Origin of the sequence: Streptomyces sp. A0592 (genome assembly GCF_004795115.1) — a bacterium.
Taxonomy (GTDB): Bacteria; Actinomycetota; Actinomycetes; order Streptomycetales; family Streptomycetaceae; genus Streptomyces; species Streptomyces erythrochromogenes.
The window spans coordinates 17,717-37,351 of record NZ_SSBM01000050.1; the positions used below are offsets into that span (position 1 = coordinate 17,717).

The following is a 19,635-nucleotide window of genomic DNA, read 5'->3' on the forward strand; positions in this document are numbered from 1 at the left end:
CGTCTTCCCGAGCGAGGGCTGGTGGGCCCGGCCGTCGAGGGGGTTTCCGGCTGTCTCACTGATCAACAGTTCGAAGAGGTCGATCATCGTGGATGGCGTCGGCTGCGCCCATACCGGCGCGCCGCAGGGTTCGTACTACGGTTCGCCGGGCGCCTCGGATGCGCACGGGGCCGGGCGCTGCGCGCCGGATGGCGCGGAGCAGTGCATGTGCGCAGATCAGATCAAGATCAATGAGTCCGGTCATGTCCCACAGCCAAGCGTGGGCCTGGGCCAGGCGGTGGTCGCCGAGCTGCCGTTCCAGCTCGAGGGCGTCACCAGCGGCGAGGCTGCCGGTGAACACAAGCCATGTACAGCCCCCCTCCGCCATGATCCTGGCAGGGACGTGCCTGGCGGGGTGTGAGTCTGCTGCCATTGCGACCTCCCGGATCAACGTGTCCCTGTTGATTTTCGCCTGCGGCACTGCCGCCTGGCAGGCGCAATCGAGCCGTACGGGTGACCGGGGCCGGCTGCGGCGTGCAACCTCGTCAGGAGCAACCGGCCGCCCCCAACAGGGAGGGTTTGCCCCGGGTACTGCTGGACAGACGCCCACCGCGAGCCGGTCCATCAGCGGCGCGGCTCCTCGTGAGGACCCGGCCCCGCCTCCCCGGCTTACCGCGGCTCCAGGGGAACCCGGAGTCAGGCAGCGGCCTGCCCCGCGCCTACCCCCTCCTCGAAAGCAGAAGGCTTAGCGGCCGAACGCAGGGTCATCTTTGTCCTCGGGGAGGGCCGTCGGGCACAGCCTCGTTCGGCGCGACGTGCGCTGTACGCCCGGCATCCGGCCGAATCCGAAGCAGCGTCCCCTTGACGCCCGGTCAACAGCGGGCCACCCAGCACTTCGGCGTGGCGTGCAGATGCGGCGGATCACGAGCCGGGGCAGCTGTAGACAGGGGGACCTGCTGCCTGCAGGAAGCCAGCGAGGGAGCACGCCGATGGACGACACACCACATCGCGCGGCGCTCGGTGAACGCATCGGTCACGCGGTCGGAATCCTGATGGCTCTCGTTCCCTGCACGGCGGTCAATGCCCACCGCATCCTCGACAACGCCACGCGCGCGGGCGGTGTCACGCCGGATGCCACTGCCAGGATGGTCATCACCCTGCACCACCGGAGCACTTGCGCGGCAGCCGGCCGGACGGCCGCCACTGCGCAGCGGCCCCACTCAGCAACTGCAGAGCCGGTGAATGAACCAGTCCCACAGGGGCAAGGGCGGACAGACCGCTGCAGGACGTGAGGGCCGGACCGTGATCGGCCTTTCGCCCTCGCCCTCGACATCCCCTTGAGGAGACGTATCCCATGACCGAGAACGTGTGGAGCTACCAGCCGACCGCCGGCCGTCTGACCAGCACCGACCTCACCGGCTACAAGGTCGAGGCGACCGACGGCACGATCGGCAAGGTCGACAAGCACTCCGACGAGGCCGGGGACGCCTACCTGGTCGTCGACACCGGCGTCTGGATCTTCGGCAAGGAAGTCCTGCTGCCGGCGAGCACGGTGGTCAGGATCGACGTGGCGGAGGAGAAGGTCTACGTCGACCGCACGAAGGACCAGATCAAGGATGCGCCCGAGTTCCACCGGGACAAGCACCTCGGTGATGCCGGCTACCGGGAAGAACTGGGCACCTACTACGGCCCTGGCGCCCCCTTCGGCGGCCGGCCCGCCTAATACGCTCCCAAGATCGCGCCCCGGCACCCCTTCGAAGGTGCCGGGGCCGACCTATGCCTACACATGGCCCGGACCGCAGCCCCGAGCGCCCCCGGCGGCACCGGCATCGGCTTCTCGCGTCCCAACGACGTCGGCGCGTCGGCGGGCAGTACGAACGAACTTCAGCTGGCCCACCCGCTCGACCAGCCGTCGGACCCGGAGAGGGAGCCGGCCTCTGATGGCCGCGCACCGTACGCACCACCAGCGAGGCGGTGCGACGCTGGAGAAGAGACCCACGGCGTGGAGGTACGAGTGCGCCCCATCTGGTCCGGAGCGATCTCCTTCGGCCTGGTCACCATCCCCATCAAGGTGGTCCCGGCCACCGAGTCGCACAACATCAGCCTGCGCCAGATCCACACCGCCGACGGTGGACGGATCCGCTACCGCAAGGTGTGCGAGCTCGACGGGCAGCAGCTGCATCAGGACGAGATCGTCCGCGGCTACGAGACCGCCACGGGCACCCTCATCCCCGTCACCGACGAGGACCTCGACAACCTCCCGATGCCCACCGCGAAGGCGATCGAGATCGTCACCTTCGTGCCGGCCGCCAGCATCGACCCCATCCGGATCGGCGCCTCCTACTACCTCGCCGCGACCGATACGGTCGCCGCGAAACCGTACGAGCTCCTACGGCAGGCTCTGGAACGCAGCAGCAAGGTCGCGGTGGCCAAGTTCGCGATGCGCGACCGCGAGCGGCTCGGCCTCCTGCGCGTCAAGGACAACGTGATCGTGCTCCATGCGCTGCGGTGGCCCGACGAGATCCGCTCCACCGCTGAGGTCCCCGTCCCCGACGCGGCCGTCACCGACGACGAGATCGACGCCGCCGTCCGCCTCGCCGACATCCTCACCGGCACCGACGTCGGGGAACTGCGCGACGAGTACCGCGACGCACTGGAGGAGGTCATCGCCGCAAAGACCGGCACCGGCACCATGCCGGCCCCGAGCGAAAACACGCCGCCGGCCTCGGCAGAGGTCGTCGACCTCATGGCCATGCTCGAGAAGTCCGTCCAGGACGCGAAGACCACCCGCGGCGACGCTGCCACCGTGCACCCCATGCCCGCCAAAAAGAAGACTGCGGCCAAGAAGACCAGCAGCACGGCGGCCGCGAGGAAGACTGCGGCGTCGAAGAAGACCGTCTCGAAGAGGAAGCCCCGAAGCGCATGACGCAGGCGCCCTGGGGCTGGGCGCCGCAACCTGTCGCACACCGAACGCCGCGCGGCCGACAACCCGGGTGCCCAGCGTTCAGCCGGCCGGACAAGACTCATCGCTCAAGCCCGAGTGGTGACCAGTGCACCGGTGTCGCGCCGCGCCCCGCGCCCGTCCCTCAGACGCGCCCTCACTGACGCTGTCACCGGCTGCCGTCAGGGCATCTTCTACGGCTCTTGGGGACCCCGGCCGCTCCTTCCGCTGCCCGCTCTACGACGAGGCGGCCAATGGCCCCGATCGTGACGGTCAGCTGGAGATGGCCTCGAGGAGGTCGCCGACCTGGGGGTCGGGGAGGGCTCGGGCGACGTCGGCCTGGGCGACGATACCGACGAGGTCATGGCCGTCGATCACGGGCAGCCGGCGCACGTGGTGCTCGGTCATGGTGCGGAGGATCTCGGAGGCGTCGTCGTCGGCGCCGATCGTGACGGCCTCACCCTGGGCGAGTTCGCCCGCCTTGCAGGCGGCGGGGTCCTTCCCCGCCGCCAAGACCTTGGTGACGATGTCCCGGTCGGTGAGCATGCCCTTCAGCTTGTGGTCGGTTCCGCAGATCGGCAGCGCTCCGACGTCGAGGCGTGCCAGCTTCTGCGCCGCTTCCATGACGGTGGACTCGGCGTCGATGCATTCGGGTTCCGGAGTCATGATGTCGCGTGCGGTGGTCATCACAGCCACCCCTCTCGTTCGCGGAAGGTGAGCTTCTACGGAGCCCCTGCCCCGTCTCCTGCCACCTACGCCTCGTGCTCGGGGCGCCGGCCGGCCGTGGCCGGCCGGCGCCAGGGGTCAGACGGGGGGTGCGGCCGGGGCGGGGAAGCGGGCCCAGACGCGGTGGGTGCCCATCAGTTCGGCGAGCTGGCGCAGAGCGGCCGGGCCGTCGCCTGCGATGACGACGCCTGCCTCTCCGTTGTGGATGCCGGCTGCGTCGAAGAGCTGTTCAGCGCCGTTCCAGCCTCCGACCGCCTTGCCGTGCCGGTACGCCTCGGCGAGCAGCGCCAGAACGCGCGGGTCGCCGGCGGCGGGCCTGGGGTCGCCGGCCTTGGCGTCGCGGGCGCCGTAGGCGTCTGCTCCGGCAGCGGGTACGCCGGCGAACAGGAGCGCGTCGAACTCGACGGAGCGTGCGGCCGCGTAGGTGCGCTGCACCGTGACCGGATCTCCGTCGCCGGCCAGGCGGCCGCCGACGGGGGCGATCACCAGCGGCACCATGCCGACGTCGAGGACGGCCTGACGGACCTCGGCCACCCCGGCCAGGTCGCCGAACGCATCGGTGACGATGCCGATGATCCGCCCGTCCAGCGGCCAGGTCTGGCCGATCTGGGACAGGCGCGAGCTGGGGCGGGCGTCCGCGAGCGGTTCGGTGGCCGCCGGTGCGGGCAGTCCCAGCCCGGCGGCGACCTCGGCGCACAGCCGGCCGTCGATGTTGGCCAGCGTCTGCAGGACTCGCTCCTTGACGGCCTGCTCGTAGCACTTGGACAGCTCGAAGGTGTAGGCGGCGACGATGTGCTCGCGTTCCACGGCGCTCATGCTCAGCCAGAACAGCCGCGGCTGGGAGAAATGGTCGTCGAAGGAGGCCGGCGCCTCGCGGACCTTGGACGCGGCGGGGAGTTCGACGGGTACTTCGATGAAGGCGCCGGTGTCTGCGCCGGCGAAGAAGGGACAGCCGCCGTCGAGGCTGTTGGGATGGTACGGCGCCACGCCGCGGTGCACGGCGATCTGGTGCATGCCGTCGCGGAGCATGTCGTTGACGGGTGCGTGGGTGCGGTTGATGGGCAGCTGGGGGAAGTTGGGGCCGCCGAGGCGGGTGATCTGGGTGTCGAGATAGGAGAACATGCGCCCGGCCAGCAGCGGGTCGTCGGTCGGATCGATGCCGGGGACGAGGTGGCCGGTGTGGAAGGCGACCTGTTCGGTCTCGGCGAAGAAGTTCGACGGGTTTGCGTTCAGGGTCAGCAGGCCGAGCGGCTTCACCGGAGCCAGCTCTTCGGGAACGATCTTCGTGGGGTCGAGGAGGTCGATGCCCTCGAAGGTCTGTTCCGGGGTGTCGGGGAAGGTCTGGATGCCCAGCTCCCACTGCGGGAACGCGCCCGCCTCGATGGCGTCGGCCAGGTCGCGCCGGTGGAAGTCGGGATCGACACCTCCGAGGATCTGGGCCTCCTCCCACACCAGGGAGTGCACGCCCAGCTTGGGCTTCCAGTGGAACTTCACCAGCGTGGTAACACCCTGCGCGTTGACCAGGCGGAAGGTGTGGACGCCGAAGCCCTCCATCATCCGGTAGGAGCGCGGGATGCCCCGGTCGGACATGTTCCAGATGGTGTGGTGCGTTGCCTCGGTGTGCAGGGAGACGAAGTCCCAGAACGTGTCGTGCGCGCTCTGCGCCTGCGGGATCTCCCGGTCCGGGTGCGGCTTGCCGGCGTGGATGATGTCGGGGAACTTGATGGCGTCCTGGATGAAGAACACCGGGATGTTGTTCCCGACCAGGTCGAAGACGCCCTCCTCGGTGTAGAACTTCGTGGCGAAGCCCCGGGTGTCGCGCACGGTGTCGGCCGAGCCGCGGGAGCCGAGGACGGTGGAGAACCTGACGAACACGGGTGTCTCGGCGTCAGCGGCGAGGAACGCGGCCTTCGAGACGGCGGCTCCGGTGCCGTAGGACTGGAAGACGCCGTGCGCGGCCGCGCCGCGGGCGTGGACCACGCGCTCGGGGATCCGCTCGTGGTCGAAGTGCATGAGCTTCTCGCGCAGGTGGTGGTCCTGCAGCAGCACCGGCCCCCGCGGGCCCGCCTTGAGCGAGTGGTCGGTGTCGTAGAGCCGGGTGCCCTGTGCGGTCGTGAGGTACGCGCCGCTCTGGGCCATCCTGGCCTGCTCGTCGCCGGTGGGCTGCCCGGTCGGGCTCACCGTCTCCGGTCCCCTCTGGTCCGCCTTCGGCGGCAACGGGTCCACCGGCTGCACCGGCTCGATCAGCTGCGGAGACACAGAAGCCGGCTTGCCCGGAATTCCCTCCTCGGGGCCCTCCTGCGCCCCTCCGCCCTGCACGGCGTCGGCGATCTTGTCGGTCACGGCCCTCAGCGGGTTTTTCTCGGGCATCACAGCTCCAAGGCAGGGAATCCGGGCGATAAACGTGTGACCCCATGCAATACAGCTCAAACAGCGCCAACCCGGAAAGCCGGGCGGAATGCGTCGTGACCGTGCTGACCCCGCGGAGGCATTGCGCAGAGGCGGAACCGGGTTGGGCCGCCCTGGCCCGGGCAGCCGCCGAGTGGAAGAGAGGCGATCGTCATGGGCTGTACGGCTCTCATCGTGACCGACATGATCAATACCTATGAGCACGAGGACGCAGACGCGCTCGTCGACTCCGTACGCACGTGCCTGCCGGGTGTGGAAGCGGTCCTTCGCCGGGCTCGGTCCGGCGACTCGCCAGTGATCTACGTGAACGACAACTTCGGGCGATGGCGGTCCCACCACGGGGAGATCCTGCAGGCGGCGCTCGCCGGCAAGCACTCCGAGCTGGTGGAACCCATCGCGCCCGACGAGGACTCTCTCTTCGTCGTCAAGGCCCGCCACTCGGCCTTCTTCGAGACCCCCCTGGCTTACCTGCTGGGACAGCTCGGCGCCGAGCGGATCGTCCTGTGCGGCCAGGTGACCGAGCAGTGCGTGCTCTATTCGGCCCTGGACGCCTATATCCGCCATCTCGACGTCGTTGTGGCGGACGACGCAGTCGCCCACATCAACCCCGACCTGGCCGAAGCGGCCCTTCGCATGATGGAACGCAACATGTCGGCAGACATCCGCCCGAGCCACGAGATCACCTTCAATTTCCCTCCGCCCCCCGGCTGAGCCGGCACTGCCGCACGCGCTCCCCCAGCCGGTGGGGCAGCGACACAGACGGGCCATCGGTCGGCCGGGGAGTATGGCTGCGTGCACTGCAGGAAGCGGCGGCGGCTCCTCGGGGCCCATGCCCGAGGTGGGCGGACACGGCGCTGGGCGCGGATGACGACGAGTCCTCCTGCTCGTCACCGGCCTCAGCCAGGCCCTGCTTCCGCAGCCACCCCCTGCGCGAACGCAAAACGGGCCCCCACGGCACCGATACGCGCTGCGTGACGCGTGCCCCAGGCCGTGGCGGGCGAGGTTGCTCCAGGGTCTTGTGCGTCCCGCACATCCCGGAGTGGACCATCAGCAGCACGCCGCTGGGACGCAGCAGCGTGGGCGCGGCCTCGCAGATGCGGTCTGTGAGGGCCCGGCCGTCCGTGCCCGCGTCCCAGCCACGACGGGCTCCACTGGTGGGAACGTGGATGTCGGGGGACGGGACGTAGGGCGGGTTGGCCAGGATCAGGTCGAAGCGCAGTCCCACGGTGCGGGCCGCGAAGTCGCCGTGCAGGACGCGCAGCAGTAGCCCTGGAGCCGGCCGTTCAGGCGGGCTGCCCACACCGCGGGCCACGCGATGTCGACCGCGGTGACGTCCGCGCCTCGGGCGGCGGGGCGTAGCGCGAGGGCCCCGATGCCCGTGCCGATTTCAACGACTCGTGCCCCGGAACGGAGCGGCTCCAGTGCGGGGGCGATCCCGCCAGAAGCCAGGTATCGGTTTGTGCGGCACACCCCCGGGAGCGCGACAAGATACGGCAGGGAATCGCTGTGGGCCAAAGCGGTACTCGGCGACGTCTTCAAGCACTGGCCTCGTGAGATCGGGGCCGGGAGCACGACGGCGGCCCCGGCCCCGCCCCCTCACGCCCCCAGCCCCGCTCAGACGGTGGGGACGGGCTGAAGCCGGCGCAATTGCGCGTGTCCGAAGAGAAGGGGTAGCCGTCGGGGAGCTGGCGGAGGAGGCGGGCGAGGAGGTCGAGGTCGGCCGGCAAGGCGTGAAGGCGGCGAGAACAGCGCCGAAGTTCCACCGGGCGACGGCAGGGCTTGCTCCGATTCGATCCGCCAGATCCCTGACGAATCCCCAGCCCGTGAGCTTTTCGGCGCGGGGATCTGGGCGGTCAGGGTGAGGGCGGCCTGGACGGGCAGGCAGTGGGCGAGTCCGACCCCGCCCGTCGCCGGCGAATTGCCGGCCGAGCGCGCCGAGAACATTGCGGACGGCTTCTTCCGCGCTTCGCTGGTGGGTAGGCGCCCTCGTAGCGGACGCGTTCCAGTATCAGCCCGAACGCCGTGGTGGGCGGGCCAGGCCGGCCGCGGCGGGGCGTACATGTGCTGTGGTCCCTTTCTCATCAGGGCTTCAGCCAGTCGTACCGGTCAGAGCGGCTCGGGGTGGCCGAAGAGCAGGTCGTAGGAGGGCGGGAGCTGCAGGACGACCTCACGGGTCAGGGCGTCGTCCAGGCCATTTGCGACATCCGAGCCGCAGACCGGACCGTAACCACCTGGGCCCGCGCCCATGCGGCCGACCTCCGTCGTCTCGCCGGAGAACCGCCTCACCGGTCTGCCCGCCACCGCCGAAGACGCAGTCGGCGAGCTGAACGCGGTTCTCGCCGACAACGACGCCGCCCGCCTCGTGCACCCCCTGGCCGCCGCCCGAGCCCATCTGCGGCCCGAGACGCCCGCCTCGCCGAACGCATCGAGGCTCTCGTGCGGCACACCGACCAGCTCCGCCAAAGCACCCGCGACCAACGGGCCCTGTGACCCCTCGGGGGGCGTGGGGCCGGTGTCGCCGGGATGCCGTGTGCGTGCCGCCACGAAGGACGTCGCTCCTGCCCCGAACGGTGGAGCGCATGAACCTCCCGGACCCGAACGGTCCACCGCCGTACCGGGCCCGCGACGCCCGGTGTCTTCGGCACGCTCGCGTGTGTGCGGCTTTCGCTCCGGGGCAGGCGTCTGGCCGGAGGTGAAGATGCCGAGACGGAACCGCTTGTGGACGTCGGCCAGGGCAGCGGTACGGGATGCCGTCCGTTTCGTGCGGCGCGGAGTACGAGCCTCCGGCAGCGAGCGCGACGACCTGGTTCTCGTCGTGAAGACCGTGGCGGCGGCGACCATCGCCTGGGTGCTGGCCCGCCATCTGCTGCCACCCACGGTTTCCACGTTCGCGCCCTTCACCGCTCTGGTGGCGCTTCAGGCAACGGTGTACCGCTCGCTGCGGGACTGCGCGCAGTACCTGGCCGCGATGGCGGTGGGGGCAGCATTGGCGGCCTTGCTCGCAGCCGTCGCCGGGATCCACGGCTGGTCCTTCGCCCTGCTGACGCTTGTGGCCCTCGCGGTGGGCCGCTTCCGCCCGCTGGGCGCGCACGGTACGCAGGTCGCCATCATCGGCTTCTTCGCCTACTCCTCCGGGCTCGGGCAGATCGACTACATCGGATACCTCGTCGCATCCGTGGCGCTCGGCGCGACCTGCGGGATGGTGGCCCACCTGGTCCTCGCTCCCGCCCGGCACACCCTCCACCGCAAGGAAGCAGTCGCCGACCTCTTCCGCCGCGTGGAAGGCCGCATGGGTGAACTCGCCGACGCCTTCGAGACCGACACCCCCGATGGGGAGCGAATCAACCGCCTACGCGGGGAGTGGCGGGAGCTGTCCTCGGACGCCGACCGGATCCGGCAGGCCGTGGACACGGAGGTGGAGAACAGCCGTCTCAACCCACGATCCGCCATCGAAGGGTCCGCGGACGCTCTCGGTCGGGCCCGCGAAGCGCTTGATATCTGCCAGCGGTGCCAGGATCATCTCCGCTCCGCCAGCCGCAGCCTCGACCACGCCGTTTCCAGCAACGAGCTCGCCATCCTGCCGGCGGCGTTCCGCTCGGCCTACGGGGAGCTCTTGCGCGCGGCGGCGGCGGCGATCCACCAGATCGGCCGGCAGGAGCGCACCGAGCCGCAGGTACTGAACCAGACGCTCACCAAGGCCGCCCACCAGCTCGACAACGCCCGCCAGGCCCTGCTCGCCGAGGACGGGTGGCCGGAAGTGACCGCCCTGCAGGGCACCCTGCTGACCGATGCTGGACGCCTGCTCGAAGAACTTCACCACAGCGGCCGGTTCCTTGAGCAAGGCCTGTGACACGGAAGCACCCCGCGCGTCGGTCGTTCCCGACACGGCCCTCCGGCCACGAGGAACCAGACCCGGCCCACCCACCCCGCCCATTGCACCAGCATCCCGTCTCCATCGGTTCATACCGGTGGATTTGTGGGATGCCGCTCTGTGGCGTGGGTAGCCGGGAATCATGAACTCCACGACCGACACCACTCCGCTGCGGGCCGTCGCGGTGGTCTGCACGCTGTCACCGTCGCCGAAGCGGTCCAGCTCGCAGTTGCGGGCCGAGCAGACGATGGCGGCTCTCCGAGCACGGTGTGACGGGGAAGGTGATCCGCATCGCCGATCACGACGTCAAGCCGGGTGTCGAGGTCGACATGGGGCCTGATGACGCCTGGCCGGAGATCAGGGACACGATCCTGGGCTGCGACATCCTGGTCCTGTCCACGCCGATCTGGCTCGGCCACCCCTCCCGCGTCGCCCAGCGCGTGCTGGAACGCCTCGACGCCGAACCCGGCGAGAGCGACGACGAGGGCCGCCTGCCCACCTACGGCAAAGCCGCCGCGGTATGCGTGGTCGGCAAGGAGGACGGCGCGCACAAGGCCAGTGCCGATCTCTTCCAGGGCGTCAATGACGTCGGATTCTCCCTCGCGCCGAACGCCGTCACCCACTGGGTCGGCGAGGCCATGCAGGGCACCGACCACCAGGACCTCGACGAGACCTCGGACACGACCGCCGCCACCACCAAGACCCTGGCGGCGAACACCGCGCACCTCACCCGACGGCTCACGTCCGCCGCCTACCCGTCCCCCGCCTACCCGCCCTCCGCCTGACCCGCCCCAGGCCCCCAGCCCTCCTACCATGACGGAGAATGCCATGACCGACCCGAAGGACGCAGGGCTCATCGACCCTGAGACGCTGCACCCCCGCCCCCCGTTCCCCGAGCAGGGCCAAGACCATCCGGGCTCCACCGAAGCGATGGATCCCCGCCCCGACCACGGCGAGGACGCCTACGAGGGCCACGGTATGCTGCGCGGCCGCAAGGCGCTGGTCACCGGTGGAGACTCCGGGATCGGCCGGGCCGTCTGCCTGGCCTTCGCACGGGAGGGCGCCGACGTCGTCTTCACCCACCTGCCCGAGGAGGCAGAAGAGGCCGACGAGACCACCCGCCTGATCCGCGAGGCGGGCCGCACCGCAGTGGCCGTCGCCTGCGACATCCGACACGAGGGCGAGTGCACCGCCCTCGTCGACAAAACGGTGAGGGAGCTGGGCGGCATCGATCTGCTCGTCAACAACGCCGCCTACCAGATGGCCCAGCCGGACGGGATCGAGGCGATCACCACCGAGCAGTTCGACCGGGTGATGAAGACCAACCTGTACGGGATGTTCTGGCTCACCAAGGCCGCTCTGGCCCACATGCCGCGCGGCGCCTCGGTGATCAACACCGCCTCCGTGCAGGGCTACCAGCCCAGCCCGCACCTCCTCGACTACGCCATGACCAAGTCCGCGATCATCTCCTTCACCCACAGCCTCGCCCAGATGCTCGCCGAGCGAGGAATCCGGGCCAACGCCGTCGCACCCGGGCCGGTCTGGACCCCCCTCATCCCCGCGACGATGCCCGACCCGACGAAGTTCGGCGAGCAGTCGCCACTGGGCCGGCCCGCACAGCCGGCGGAGATGGCACCCGCCTACGTCTTCCTCGCCTCCGACCAGGCGTCCTACATCACCGGCGAGATCGTCAACGCCACCGGCGGAACCCCCCTGCCATGACCCCGGACGAAGCCCTGCGCCGGATCGCCTTCCTCCTCGAATGGCGCGGGGCGTCCCCGTACCGGGTGCGGGCCTTCCACACCGCCGCCGACGCCGTCCGTGCCCTGCCTCCGGGCCCGGTGGATCCTGCCCAGGCCGAGCGGCTGCGCGGGGTGGGACCGGTCACCGCCGAGGTGATCGCCCAGGCATCCACCGGGGCAATCCCGAACTACCTCGCCCGCCTGCAATCCGAAGCCGCCCCCGACGCCCAAGCCGGCTGGGACCTGGCGGCGGCGAGCACCGGGGACTGCCACCTGCATTCCGACTGGTCCGACGGCGGCAGCCCGATCGAGGACATGGCCGACGCGGCCCGCGCCCTGAGCCACCAATGGGCCGTTCTCACCGATCACTCACCGCGGCTGACGATCGCCCACGGACTGAGCCCGGAGCGGCTGAGGAGCCAGCTGGAGGCCGTCGCCGACGTGAACTCCAGGACCGGCCCGGACTTCCGGCTGCTCACCGGCATCGAGTGCGACATCCTCGACGACGGCTCACTCGACCAGGACGAGGACCTCCTCGGCCGACTCGACATCGTCGTGGCGTCCGTGCACTCCAAGCTCCGCTCGGAGCCCGAACCGATGACCGCGCGCATGGTGGCAGCGGTCCGCAACCCGCGCGTCGACGTCCTGGGGCACTGCACAGGCCGGATCATCACCGGCCGAGGGCGCCCCCAGTCGCGCTTCGATGCGGGAACGGTCTTCGCCGCGTGCGCGGAGGCCGGCACCGCGGTGGAGATCAACTGCCGGCCCGAACGGCGCGACCCGCCGGACGACCTCCTCGCGCAGGCCGCCGCCGCAGGCTGCCTCTTCGCCGTGGACACCGATGCCCATGCCCCAGAACAGCTCCACTGGCAGAGCACGGGCTACGCGCGCGCGGCACGGATCGGCCTGGGAGCGGATCGGCTGATCACCACCTGGCCACTCGAACAGCTTCTGGCCAGCAGAAGCGGATCGCGGTGAGCCACCCCCAACCGGGTTCAGCCATTGCCTCGCGGTCCGGCCGAACGGGAAAGGGCCGGGCGAGAAGGCGGCATGCCGAAAAAGGGCGGCCGTTCGGCATGGTACACACGGACGACACCGGAGTGGGGAAAGCAACCGCCAACCGCAGCCCTGGCTCCCCCGTACGGCGCCCTCGCGTGGCGCAGGGCGGCCGGAGGCTGCCGACCGGGGGCGGGGACCGGCGACGTGTGGCGGCTGCCATTGCATCCCGAGCCGCCCGGGCAGAGGCTCGTACCCGGTTCGCTGCTGGGCGCCCGGGCGATTTTCGAGCCGTGACGCGGGGGCGGACACGCGAATGCAGCACGGGCTATCGCATTCCGTGCACCCCGTCAGACGCGTTGGGCGTGGTGAAGGACGGCCGGTAGCCCGTGCAGACGCAGGGCGGCCCGGGCGGCGTTCGCGCCCGGCGCGCCGTGGACGCCGCCGCCGGGGTGCGCGGCCGCGGAGGCCAGAAAGAGCCGTTTGACCGGGGTCTCGGGCCTGCCGGTCCCGGGTGTGGGCCGGAAGACGGTCTGCTGGTGCAGGGCGGTGGTGCCGTTGTTGATGGCGCCGTTGTGGAGGTTCTCGTCCATGGCCTGGAGGGTGGCGGGGGCCAGGATCCTGCGGGCGCCGATCCGCTCCCGGAAGCCGGGTGCGAAGCGTTCCACCTGGGCTTCGACGCGGTCGGCCATGGTCTGCTGTTCGCGGGAGTCCCAACGTCCGGTGATGCCGTCGGGACCTGCGTCGGCGGCGATGTCCTGCGGGAGGTGGGTGTACGCCCACGCCGACTCCGTGCCTGCCGGTGACCGGCTGGGGTCCGCGGTGGTCATCTGGCCGAACAGGGCGAACGGCTCGTCGGGGACCGCTCCCGCGGCGATCTGGGCGGCGAAGCGGGTGAGGCCGTCGACACCGTCGGCGAGGTGGACGGTCCCCGCGCCGACCGCTCCCGGTGCCGTCCACGGCACCGGAGCGGTCAGCGCCCAGTCGACCTTGAAGGTCGCGAAGTCCCACTGGAACCGTTGCAGGTCCCGCACCAGGCGGGACGGGAGGTGTTCTTCGCCGACCAGATCCCCGTACAACGCCGGCGCCGAGGTGTCGGCCAGGACCGCCCGGCGCGCGCCGATGCTCTCCCCACCCGCCGTCCGGACCCCGACCGCGGTGCCGTTCCGTACGACGACCTCCGCGACGCGCTCCCCGCAGCGCACGACGCCGCCGCGGCGCCTCAGGCGGTTCACGAGCGCCGCGGTGAGGGAGCCGGCCCCTCCGACGGGAACCGGGAAGCCGTGGCTCTGCCCCAGCATGGACATCAGCCAGCCGAATCCACCGCTGCCCGCCGCCTCTGGGGCCAGATCCGCGTGCAGGGCGTTCCCGGCGAGCAGGATCCGGCCGCCCTCCCCCGCGAACTCCTCCTCGCCCAGGCGTCGTACCGGCAGGGCCAGCTTCCGGGCCAGCCGCAGGCCGCCGGAGGCGCGGAGCCGAGCGGCCAGCCGCAGCCCGGAGCGGATCGGCGGGAAGGTGGTGAACAGCGCCTGCAGGAGGTCCGGCCCGAGCCGGCTCCACGTCCGGTACAGGTCCAGCCAAGCGTCGCCGTCGGCATCGGCGAACCCGGCCAGCCCGACGCAGGTGTCCTCCACCCGGCGTTCCAGCACCGCGCACCGACCATCGGGGAGGGGATGGGCCAGTACGGCGGGGGCATGGCTCCACTGCAGGCCCTCGGCGGCCAGATCGAGACGGGCGAGGACCGGTGAGGCGGCGGCGAGCGGATAGAAGGCGCTGAACATGTCCGACACGTAGTCGGGATGCACCCCGCGGTCGCTGCGCACGGCCCCGCCCGGTTGCTCCTGCGTCTCCAGGACCTCCACGCTCCACCCGGCGTCGGCCAGCAGGTTCGCGGCCACCAGCCCATTGGGGCCGGCGCCGATCACCACCGCGTCAGGCACGGCGCACCTCGCCGGGCTGCTGCTCCACGAGCCTGGCCAGACGGGGCAGCATGCCGCGGTGGCGGAGCTGGAGCGCCGCCTCGCTCACGGAGTTGTGCAGGGAGCCGCCCGGGCCGCGCAGCGGGTGCTCGTCGCAGACGACGAGGGTCTCCTCGCCCCACGGCCTGAGCTGGAGGAAGATCCGAGCCGTGCCGAGCGACTTAAACGCCGCCTCCAGCTCCAGCTCCCTGCCGGCCTCCTGGTGGCGTACGGTCGTCGTTCCCTCGGCGCTCCAGGGGCCCAGCCGGATCGTGTAACGCAGCCGGGATCCCGGCGCGGGCCAGGTGACGTCGAGCGGGGTGGATGCGGAGGGCCCGACCACCCATTCCCCATACAGGGTCGGGTCGGCGAGTACGGCCCACACACGATGCGGCGGGCACCGGACGAGCTGATGGCGGACGGCCACGGCGGTTCCTCCTCGTTCCGCTCTGCGGTCAGTGGCCAAGGGCGTTCTTGAGCTGCTGCTTGGTCATCGTCGAGCGGCCCTCGATGCCGCGCTTCCTGGCTTCCTGGTACAGGTCGTCCTTGGTGCGTCCCGAGGAGCTGCCACCGCCGCTGCCGCCACCGGACTTCTCGCCGCCGCGCTGTGAGGGGGACTTGCCTCGGGTCGAGCTGCGGCTTGCGGTGCTGCTCTCTCCCGAACGCGCGCGTTCCTTGTTGACCGTTCGGGAGGCCATCTCCTTTGCCCGGTCCTCGGACATGCCGCGCTTCTCGCCGGACTCTTTGATGTGCTCGTACTGGCGCTCGCGCTTGGGGCTGGATCCTCGGGGCATGACGCGACCTTTCATCGACGGTGTGCTGACACGGTCATGCTGCGCGTACCCAGAACGCGGCATTACACGCGAAACGGACCAGGCCGTCTCTGTCGGATCTTGCCGGTCGAGGTGGTGTCGGCCGGCTGTCGTCGGCCGGGCTCCACCGGTCGCCTACAGCCCGGCCGCCGCCTTCTCGTGCTGCCGGGCCCATGCCCGGGCGGCGAATCCGGAATCGGTGAGGACATCGGCCGCCGTGCAGGCCAGGGCCTCGGCGGCGGCCAGCATCACTTCGCGTCCCCGGTCCGATGCCGCGGCGCGGGCGAAGGCCGGGGTGTGGTCCGAACCCTCGTCACCGAGGATCGCGACGAATGGATGGATGGCGGGCACCCGGCTGCTGACGTCACCGATGTCGGAGGACCCCGGGAACACCCCGCCGACGGGTTCGGTAAGTCGGATTCCCGCGCGTGCGATGTGCAGGGCGAACCGGTCCGAGAGGACGTCGTTATCCCGGAAATGGGCATAGCCCCTGCCCAGCCGGGTCACTTCGACCCAGGTGCCGGTCGCGGCCGCGACACCTTCGGCCCAGCGGCTCACGTCCGCGACCAGTGCGTCCAGCGCGGTGCTCGTGGCCGCGCGCAGGCCGAACAGGCCTTCGGCGTAGGCCGGAACGATGTTGGTCGCGACGCCTCCGTGGGTCACGATCCCCTGGACGTGCGAGCCAGGGGGCAGCCTCCTGCCCACCGCCGCTGCCGTGTTGAACAGCTGGACCAGGGCGGCCAACGCGTCGATCCCACCGGTGGGATCACCCGTCGGATGTGCTGCCCGGCCGTGGAACCCCACCCGGACCTGGGTCTGCGCGGTCAGCGGCGCCCACGACCAGTCGTGGACCCCCGGATGGAACATCAGCGCCGCGTCGACCCCGTCGAACACGCCGGCTTCGGCCAGGGCGACCTTTCCGCCACCCCGTTCCTCCGCCGGCGCTCCCACGGCGAGCACCGTCCCCTCGAACGCTCCCGCCACCTGGACACCGCGCAAGGCCAGCGCCGCCCCCAGCCCGGCCGCGGCGATCAGGTTGTGCCCGCAGGCGTGTCCCAGATCAGGGAGCGCGTCGTACTCCAACAGCAGCGCCACGCACCGCCCCCCTCCCCTCGCCGTGCGGGCCAGGAAGGCCGTGTCGAGACCGGCCACTCCTCGCTCTACCGTGAAACCCGCCCGGTGGAGTTCGCCGGTGAGCAGCGCGGCCGCACGGTGTTCCTCGTAGGCGAGCTCGGGGTCCTCGTGCAGGGCACTGCTGAGCGCCCACAGTTCGTCCGCCTGGTGGCGGCACGCACGCCGCAATTGCGCGTACAGAACCCCAGCAGGGCCATGTGCCGTGTCGGCGTCTCCCACATCCGTCTCCTCGTGCCTGCTTCTGTCCGGAGGGCGGCCGAGGACGCGCCCTGGCTGTCGGGGGAGGAACTCCCGGTCTGCGGTGGACCGCTCCGCGGAGGTGGCGGAGGGAGCAGATCGGGTGGCGCGGCAGGGGTGTGCGTGCAGGGTCATGGTCTGCGCCAGTCATTGCGGTCGAGGTGTGAACCCGCCATCGGGCCCATCCGCAGCATCCCCCCGTCCACCGCCCAGGACGCGCCGGTCACATACGACGCTGCGGGGCCCGTGAGGAAGACGACGACCTCGGCGACCTCGCGGGCATCCCCAGGACGGCCGAGGGGGATGCCGGGCCTGCTCACCGTGTGTACGTCCGCGTCCTCCTGCCCTGTCATGGGGGTGGCGATCTCCCCCGGGGCGACAGCGTTCACGGTGATCCGGTGCTCGGCCAGTTCCAGGGCCATCACCTGGGTCAGCAGCCCCAGCCCGGCCTTGGCGGCGCAGTACGGACCCGCGCCGACACGCGGCTGGTGCTCGTGCACGGAAGTGATGTTGACGATCCGCCCGCCCCGGCCCTGCTCGATCATGCGGCGCGCTGCGCGCTGCCCGCAGAGCAGCGGCCCCACGAGGTCGACGTCCAGGACCTCCCGCACGGTCGTCAGGTCCAGGTCGACGAAAGGTGTCGCCGTGCCGGTGCCCGCGTTGTTGACGAGGACGTCGATGCCCCCGAGCTCGTCCGCCAGGGCGTCGATGATGTGTGCGGCGTCCGGCAGCTCGGTGAGGTCGAGGCGGGACACCACCGCCCGCCGGCCGTGCGCACGTACTTCTTCCGCCGTTTCCTGCGCCCCTCGCTCGTCCGTGTGCCAGGTGATGCCCACGTCGTAGCCGGCCTCGGCAAGCCGGACGGCCACGGCCCGCCCGATACCGGAGTCCGAGCCCGTGATCACCGCGGTAGTCGGCGCGAAGTCTGCTGAGCCGGTCATCTCCCTCTCCTCACTGGTGTCGCGGGGTCGTGGCAGGCCCGGCATCCGGCCGGCCGTCGTTTGCGGAGGCGGTCGCCGGGTCACCCGTCCTGGAGCACACGCACGCTCATGACGTTCGTATCGACGGCGTCGGGGACGACCATGCCTGCGTCGACTCCGGAGCGCAGGTAGCGCAGGACGTCCGCCGTGAGGCGTTCGCCGGGCAGTGCCGCAGGAATCCCCGGGGGGTAGGGGGTCAGCATCTCGGCGGCGATCCGCCCGTCCGCCTCCCTCCAGGGCACCTGCTCGGTCGGGCCGAAGAAGGCGTCGCGGGGCAGGGCCGCCTGCTCCAGCCGGAGCCGGGACGGGGGCGGCACATCTACGGGCCGGCCCGTACGGAGCTGAGGGGCATGCGCCGCCAGATCGGTCAGGGCGCTCAGCAGGATGTCGGCCGTCCTGTGGTCGTCGGCATGGGTGAGCTGCGCGCTGATACGGCGGTGGTCGGCGAGGTGGAGGTTGATGCGATGGTTCGCCCGAAGCCAGTCGGCGGCCTGGTAGCCGATGACTCCCCACGCGCTGATGTCGACGATGATCTGGAGCGGGTCCAGGTCCACCGCCCTGCCCGGCCCGCAGAAGTCCTCACGGCCGTGGACCCGCGTGCCCTCGATCCGGGAGATCCGGCTGCGGACCTGCTCCGCCAGGGCGAGCGCGTCGTCGTAGAGCCTCTTCCCCTGTTCGACCATCTGCCGGCGCCAGCCGTCCAGTGCCGCGTACACGAGCACGGAGGGGCTGGTGGTGCCGAGCAGGTCTTCACGGCTCCTGAGCACTTCGGGCTTGATCAGGTTGCCCTGAAGGTGGAAGACCGAGCTCTGCTCCAGGCCGGAGCCCATCTTGTGGACGGATGTGACGCAGATGTCAGCGGCGGCGTCCATGGCCCAGGTCGGCAGGTCGGGGTGGAAGGGCAGGTGGGCGCCCCACGCCTCGTCGACGATCAAAGGACGGCTGCGGGCGTGGCAGACGTCGGCTATGGCGGCGAGGTCCGAGCAGGTGCCGTAGGGGGTCGGCGTGGTCACCAACGCTCCGCGGGCGTCGGGGTGCTCGGCGAAGGCGGCTTCGAAGGCCTCGGCGGACGGCGGGTGCGCGAGGTGCCGTTCCGCGTCCCACTGCGGGTCGACCCAGACGGGCCGGATACCCGAGAGGATCAGCCCCGACACGACGGCCTTGTGGGCGTCCCGCCCCACGAGCAGCTTCTGGTCGGGGCCGGCGACGGAAAGCATCGCCGACTTCACCGACAGGGAACTCCCGCAGGTGGAGAAGAAGGCATGGTCGGCGCCGACGGCCTCGGCCATCAGGGCCTGAGCCTCCTCCACCACGGCGTGGGAGGACGTACGAGTGTCCAGCCCGCTGGTCGCCAGCACGTCGGAGCGGAAGACGCTGTCGCCGAGGACGGCGCGTACCCGGGGATCGGCGCCCCGTCCCTGTTTGTGCCCCGGGGGTGTGAACGGTGTCTGTCCGTCGGCGTGGTAGGCGTCCAGCGCCTCGAGTACGGGTGCCTTCGACTGATCCATGGTCCGCGCCTGCCCGACGGCAGCGAGCGAAAACGGGCCGCCGCGCGGCCGTGCCGGCCCCGCGGGCCGCCGCACCTGCTTCCTGAGGCTGCGCGTGGCTGAGGCCGGCCGCGGCCGGTCGGCTCCGGGAGGAAACCCTTCGGCGCGCTGAACCTGGCCCGCGCAGCTGAATACGGCAGCCTCTCCGCGTCCGGGCCGGCTCGGCGTCCCCTTGGGCCTAGGAGTTGTCGTCAAAGTGTCACGCCCACATCAGGAGCGACGCGAGGGTGACGGCTGCTTGGTAGGACTGGGCGGTCTTGTCGTACCTGGTCGCGATGCCGCGCCACTGCTTGAGCCGGTTGA

Annotated in this window: 16 protein-coding genes and 3 pseudogenes; 8 read left to right on the forward strand and 11 right to left on the reverse strand. The window is 70.9% G+C overall.

Going from position 1 to position 19,635, the window contains the following annotated elements; translation table 11 throughout:
* Positions 1 to 88: 88 nt before the first annotated feature.
* The 3 genes from E6U81_RS40250 (at position 89) to E6U81_RS35935 (ending at position 2,905) form a co-directional block, all read left to right on the forward strand.
* On the forward strand, positions 89 to 400 hold the full coding sequence (locus E6U81_RS40250; RefSeq protein WP_168714836.1) for a hypothetical protein: 312 nt from the start codon (positions 89 to 91) through the stop codon (positions 398 to 400).
* Between the two features lie 933 nt (positions 401 to 1,333).
* Positions 1,334 to 1,702: a PRC-barrel domain-containing protein gene (locus E6U81_RS35930; RefSeq protein WP_136234204.1), complete on the forward strand. Its 369-nt coding sequence runs from the start codon at positions 1,334 to 1,336 to the stop codon at positions 1,700 to 1,702.
* A 291-nt stretch (positions 1,703 to 1,993) separates the two neighbouring features.
* Positions 1,994 to 2,905, forward strand: coding sequence for a Ku protein (locus E6U81_RS35935; RefSeq protein WP_240804217.1), 912 nt, complete (start codon positions 1,994 to 1,996; stop codon positions 2,903 to 2,905).
* A 288-nt stretch (positions 2,906 to 3,193) separates the two neighbouring features.
* Here the strand turns inward: E6U81_RS35935 and E6U81_RS35940 are convergent, their stop codons facing one another.
* Together E6U81_RS35940 and E6U81_RS35945 are read right to left on the reverse strand one after the other, a co-directional pair.
* The gene (locus E6U81_RS35940; protein ID WP_206310109.1) at positions 3,194 to 3,607 is read right to left on the reverse strand and encodes a CBS domain-containing protein; all 414 of its coding nucleotides are present in this window, start codon (positions 3,605 to 3,607) and stop codon (positions 3,194 to 3,196) included.
* Positions 3,608 to 3,724: 117 nt separating this feature from the next.
* Positions 3,725 to 6,016 carry a catalase gene (locus E6U81_RS35945; protein WP_136234207.1) on the reverse strand — a complete coding sequence of 764 codons (2,292 nt, stop codon included), beginning with the start codon at positions 6,014 to 6,016 and terminating at the stop codon, positions 3,725 to 3,727.
* A 192-nt stretch (positions 6,017 to 6,208) separates the two neighbouring features.
* Here E6U81_RS35945 and E6U81_RS35950 point away from each other — a divergent pair, with 192 nt between their 5' ends.
* The gene (locus E6U81_RS35950) at positions 6,209 to 6,766 is read left to right on the forward strand and encodes an isochorismatase family cysteine hydrolase (RefSeq protein WP_136234208.1); all 558 of its coding nucleotides are present in this window, start codon (positions 6,209 to 6,211) and stop codon (positions 6,764 to 6,766) included.
* Positions 6,767 to 7,669: 903 nt separating this feature from the next.
* On the opposite strand, the pseudogene E6U81_RS41450 reads toward E6U81_RS35950, so the two are convergent.
* Together E6U81_RS41450 and E6U81_RS40255 are read right to left on the reverse strand one after the other, a co-directional pair.
* Positions 7,670 to 8,067, reverse strand: a pseudogene (locus tag E6U81_RS41450) (DUF2267 domain-containing protein).
* 94 nt (positions 8,068 to 8,161) lie between these two features.
* The gene (locus E6U81_RS40255) at positions 8,162 to 8,302 is read right to left on the reverse strand and encodes a hypothetical protein (RefSeq protein ID WP_168714837.1); all 141 of its coding nucleotides are present in this window, start codon (positions 8,300 to 8,302) and stop codon (positions 8,162 to 8,164) included.
* 451 nt (positions 8,303 to 8,753) lie between these two features.
* On the opposite strand from E6U81_RS40255, the gene E6U81_RS35965 reads away from it, so the two are divergent.
* The 4 genes and pseudogenes from E6U81_RS35965 to E6U81_RS35980 all read left to right on the forward strand — a co-directional run bounded on the left by E6U81_RS35965 (position 8,754) and on the right by E6U81_RS35980 (position 12,646).
* Positions 8,754 to 9,905: an aromatic acid exporter family protein gene (locus E6U81_RS35965; protein ID WP_136234209.1), complete on the forward strand. Its 1,152-nt coding sequence runs from the start codon at positions 8,754 to 8,756 to the stop codon at positions 9,903 to 9,905.
* Between the two features lie 163 nt (positions 9,906 to 10,068).
* Positions 10,069 to 10,711, forward strand: a pseudogene (locus tag E6U81_RS35970) (NAD(P)H-dependent oxidoreductase).
* A gap of 43 nt (positions 10,712 to 10,754) precedes the next feature.
* Complete coding sequence (locus E6U81_RS35975; protein WP_136234210.1) at positions 10,755 to 11,648, forward strand: SDR family oxidoreductase; 894 nt, start codon at positions 10,755 to 10,757, stop codon at positions 11,646 to 11,648.
* Positions 11,645 to 12,646, forward strand: coding sequence for a PHP domain-containing protein (locus tag E6U81_RS35980; RefSeq protein ID WP_136234211.1), 1,002 nt, complete (start codon positions 11,645 to 11,647; stop codon positions 12,644 to 12,646). The genes E6U81_RS35975 and E6U81_RS35980 overlap by 4 nt, the downstream gene beginning before the upstream one ends.
* Positions 12,647 to 13,014: 368 nt before the next feature.
* Here the strand turns inward: E6U81_RS35980 and E6U81_RS35985 are convergent, their stop codons facing one another.
* From E6U81_RS35985 to E6U81_RS36015, 7 genes and pseudogenes are all read right to left on the reverse strand, one after another.
* Positions 13,015 to 14,604, reverse strand: a complete 1,590-nt coding sequence (locus E6U81_RS35985) for an NAD(P)/FAD-dependent oxidoreductase (protein ID WP_136234212.1) — start codon at positions 14,602 to 14,604, stop codon at positions 13,015 to 13,017.
* Positions 14,597 to 15,049 carry an SRPBCC family protein gene (locus E6U81_RS35990; RefSeq protein ID WP_136234213.1) on the reverse strand — a complete coding sequence of 151 codons (453 nt, stop codon included), beginning with the start codon at positions 15,047 to 15,049 and terminating at the stop codon, positions 14,597 to 14,599. Before E6U81_RS35990 ends, E6U81_RS35985 begins: the two co-directional genes overlap by 8 nt.
* Positions 15,050 to 15,077: 28 nt before the next feature.
* Positions 15,078 to 15,416 (reverse strand): plasmid stabilization protein, encoded by a 339-nt coding sequence (locus E6U81_RS35995; RefSeq protein WP_136234214.1) that lies wholly within the window; start codon positions 15,414 to 15,416, stop codon positions 15,078 to 15,080.
* Between the two features lie 153 nt (positions 15,417 to 15,569).
* The gene (locus E6U81_RS36000; RefSeq protein ID WP_240804218.1) at positions 15,570 to 16,748 is read right to left on the reverse strand and encodes an amidohydrolase; all 1,179 of its coding nucleotides are present in this window, start codon (positions 16,746 to 16,748) and stop codon (positions 15,570 to 15,572) included.
* 188 nt (positions 16,749 to 16,936) lie between these two features.
* Positions 16,937 to 17,746 (reverse strand): SDR family oxidoreductase, encoded by an 810-nt coding sequence (locus tag E6U81_RS36005; RefSeq protein ID WP_136234216.1) that lies wholly within the window; start codon positions 17,744 to 17,746, stop codon positions 16,937 to 16,939.
* An 80-nt stretch (positions 17,747 to 17,826) separates the two neighbouring features.
* Positions 17,827 to 19,293 carry an ornithine decarboxylase gene (locus E6U81_RS36010; RefSeq protein WP_136234217.1) on the reverse strand — a complete coding sequence of 489 codons (1,467 nt, stop codon included), beginning with the start codon at positions 19,291 to 19,293 and terminating at the stop codon, positions 17,827 to 17,829.
* 238 nt (positions 19,294 to 19,531) lie between these two features.
* A pseudogene (locus E6U81_RS36015) lies at positions 19,532 to 19,635 on the reverse strand (IS5/IS1182 family transposase); the annotation flags it as partial.

Excerpts from the sequence above, each read along its gene's own strand:
- E6U81_RS35930 (WP_136234204.1), top strand. The coding sequence starts at position 1,334 with ATGACCGAGAACGTGTGGAGCTACCAGCCGACCGCCGGCCGTCTGACC.
- E6U81_RS35940 (WP_206310109.1), bottom strand. The coding sequence starts at position 3,607 with ATGACCACCGCACGCGACATCATGACTCCGGAACCCGAATGCATCGAC.
- E6U81_RS35945 (WP_136234207.1), bottom strand. The coding sequence starts at position 6,016 with ATGCCCGAGAAAAACCCGCTGAGGGCCGTGACCGACAAGATCGCCGAC.
- E6U81_RS35950 (WP_136234208.1), top strand. The coding sequence starts at position 6,209 with ATGGGCTGTACGGCTCTCATCGTGACCGACATGATCAATACCTATGAG.
- E6U81_RS40255 (WP_168714837.1), bottom strand. The coding sequence starts at position 8,302 with ATGGGCGCGGGCCCAGGTGGTTACGGTCCGGTCTGCGGCTCGGATGTC.
- E6U81_RS35965 (WP_136234209.1), top strand. The coding sequence starts at position 8,754 with ATGCCGAGACGGAACCGCTTGTGGACGTCGGCCAGGGCAGCGGTACGG.
- E6U81_RS35975 (WP_136234210.1), top strand. The coding sequence starts at position 10,755 with ATGACCGACCCGAAGGACGCAGGGCTCATCGACCCTGAGACGCTGCAC.
- E6U81_RS35980 (WP_136234211.1), top strand. The coding sequence starts at position 11,645 with ATGACCCCGGACGAAGCCCTGCGCCGGATCGCCTTCCTCCTCGAATGG.
- E6U81_RS35995 (WP_136234214.1), bottom strand. The coding sequence starts at position 15,416 with ATGCCCCGAGGATCCAGCCCCAAGCGCGAGCGCCAGTACGAGCACATC.
- E6U81_RS36005 (WP_136234216.1), bottom strand. The coding sequence starts at position 17,746 with ATGACCGGCTCAGCAGACTTCGCGCCGACTACCGCGGTGATCACGGGC.
- E6U81_RS36010 (WP_136234217.1), bottom strand. The coding sequence starts at position 19,293 with ATGGATCAGTCGAAGGCACCCGTACTCGAGGCGCTGGACGCCTACCAC.